This is a genomic window from Arthrobacter sp. NPDC056727 (genome assembly GCF_042790555.1).
Lineage (GTDB): Bacteria > Actinomycetota > Actinomycetes > Actinomycetales > Micrococcaceae > Arthrobacter.
Window position 1 is genome coordinate 1 of record NZ_JBHTZA010000058.1, and the last position, 2402, is coordinate 2402.

Here is a 2402-nt window from a genome sequence, read left to right on the forward strand (position 1 = left end):
GGGCCGAGGTCGTAACGGCCGGAGATGGGGGACTGCACTGCCAGTCCCATCCGGACCAGGCTCACAAGGTAACGGTGGACCTTGTTCGGTTGCGCTCCGGCGCGCAGGGCAATATCACCCAGCGTTGACGGGCCTCCGAGCGCCTCCAACGCTCGCAGAATGACCGCAGCAATTTCAACCGACTGAATGCCCTGCCGCTGGTCACCGACCGGAACTTCTTCCTCGTTCTCCATAAGAAGTGAGCCTACCGGCCCCGATACCGTCAGACGGCCTTCCACAACAGCGCTTGTCTGCTCTTTCATCTGCCGAATCCTCCGCTTTTACTGAAAGGAAAACTACCGCAGGCTTGACACCTACAACGCTACGATTCCACAATGGTGAAGTCAACTCATACTGGTGAATGCGCCGGGACCTTACTCGATGGAGAGTCATGAAAAAGATCGCCTTGGAAGAACACTTCGTCACACCCGACCTGGTCGGCTACGGCGAGGGGACAAAGTCCATTGCCCAGCCCAAGGCGTGGGCTGAGGCAGGCCGGCGGCTGCTGGACTTTACGGAGGAACGACTTCCTGAAATGGATGCTGCGGGACTTGATATCGAAGTCCTTTCCCTGAACTCCCCAGGAATCCAAGCCGAACCGGACCCGGCAGTGGCAACTGCCAAAGCTGCGACTGTCAACGATTTTCTTGCTGGCGTCATCGCGGAAAATCCGTCTCGGTTTTCTGGCTTCTGCGCTTTGGCGCTCCAAGACCCGGAAGGTGCGGCAGACGAACTGGAACGGTCGGTCAAGCAGCTTGGACTTCGCGGTGGGTTGATTAACGCCCATACCCAGGGAAAGTACCTTGATCACCCCGACTTCACCGTGCTGTGGGAACGTGCACAGGATCTGGATGTGCCCCTCTACCTCCACCCGGCCAACGGAGTCGACACCGCGCACGTTCTTTCAGGTCACCCAGAGCTTCAGGGACCGATGTGGAGCTGGGGTCTCGATACCTCTACGCACGCCCTGCGGTTGATTTTCAGCGGTGTTTTTGACCGGTTCCCAAATGCGAAACTCCTCCTGGGACACATGGGTGAAGCACTCCCCTACGTACTGTGGCGGCTGGACTCACGGTGGGACTTCCACAACCATCACGGCATCGAGCTCGACCTTGGTTACCCGTCGCATTACCTTCGGCGCAACCTCTACATCACGACCAGCGGCGTGGCCTCGTCTGCACCGCTCCTATGCGCACTCCTGGCTTTGGGCGCCGATCACATCCTCTTCGGCACCGACTACCCATTCGAAAGCATGCAGGTCGCCTGTGACTTCATCGAAAATGCTCCGATCAGCGAAGCCGACCGCGAGAAGATCTGCTTCCGCAACGCAGAGTCCCTTCTCCACCTCGACTCGCTCGTTGGAAGCCGTCGCTGATATGAATCATCGCCGGAAAGTTAAAACTATGCAGGCCAGGAGCTGACAGTGATGGAAAAACATGCAAACGCCGCAACCGAACAATCAGCGCGCGAGCAGTTTGTCACTGATGAGGTGGTTGAAAGTTTCGCCTCCAGCAACGATCCCCGTTTTCGCCAGGTCATGCAGTCACTAGTCCGGCACCTTCACGCATTCGTCAGAGACGTTCGCCTCACGGAGGAAGAGTGGAACGTCGCCATCAATTTCCTGCGGCGAGCCGGAGACATCACCACACCGACCCGACAAGAGTTCATCCTGCTTTCCGACGTGCTGGGCGTCTCCATGCAAACCATTAGCGTGAATAACACCGCTCAAGGTGATGCCACTGAGGCCACGGTATTCGGCCCCTTCTTCGTCGATGACGCACCGATCATTGGCAACGGCGACGACATTTCACACGGTGCGTCAGGCCAGCCTTGCTGGGTTGAGGGCAGCGTTAAAGGCATCACTGGAGAATCCATCCCCAACGCGACGATTGACGTGTGGGAGTGTGATGAAGACGGCTTTTACGATGTTCAGTACGACGACGGGCGTATCGCCGCCCGAGCCCAGCTGCGCTCGGATCCGGCGGGCAATTACGGGTTCTGGGGAATTAAGCCCGTGCCGTACCCCATCCCCGACGACGGGCCTGTTGGAGAACTGCTGAAGGCAGCAGGGCGATCTCCAATGCGTGCCTCGCATTTGCACTTCATGGTTCAGGCGCCCGGGTACCGGACCCTCGTCACCCATATTTTCGTCGCCGGCGACACCTATCTCGAGACAGACTCGGTCTTTGGCGTGAAACCGTCTCTCATCAAAGACTTCGTTGAGCATGGGGCAGGCGAACCGAACGCGACCAATCGGGTTTTGGCTGGGCCTTGGGTGTCGACTCGGTTCGATATCGTGCTCGCGCCTGTTTGAGTCGGTGCCGGATTTTAGAACCAGCCACATAGTCAAAGGAGATATCCGT

At 58.1% G+C, this 2402-nt stretch carries 3 protein-coding genes; 2 read left to right on the forward strand and 1 reads right to left on the reverse strand.

All coding sequences use genetic code 11. The features are described from left to right. Nucleotides 1–302, reverse strand: a 302-nt coding sequence (locus tag ACFRAH_RS24205; RefSeq protein ID WP_377993434.1) for a helix-turn-helix domain-containing protein, incomplete at its 3' end; no start/stop codon positions are given. A 128-nt stretch (nucleotides 303–430) separates the two neighbouring features. On the opposite strand from ACFRAH_RS24205, the gene ACFRAH_RS24210 reads away from it, so the two are divergent. Further along, complete coding sequence (locus ACFRAH_RS24210; protein WP_377993435.1) at nucleotides 431–1414, forward strand: amidohydrolase family protein; 984 nt, start codon at nucleotides 431–433, stop codon at nucleotides 1412–1414. 51 nt (nucleotides 1415–1465) lie between these two features. After that, entirely contained in the window at nucleotides 1466–2353 is an 888-nt protein-coding gene (locus ACFRAH_RS24215) for a dioxygenase (protein ID WP_377993436.1), read from the forward strand. The last annotated feature ends 49 nt before the right edge of the window (nucleotides 2354–2402 follow it).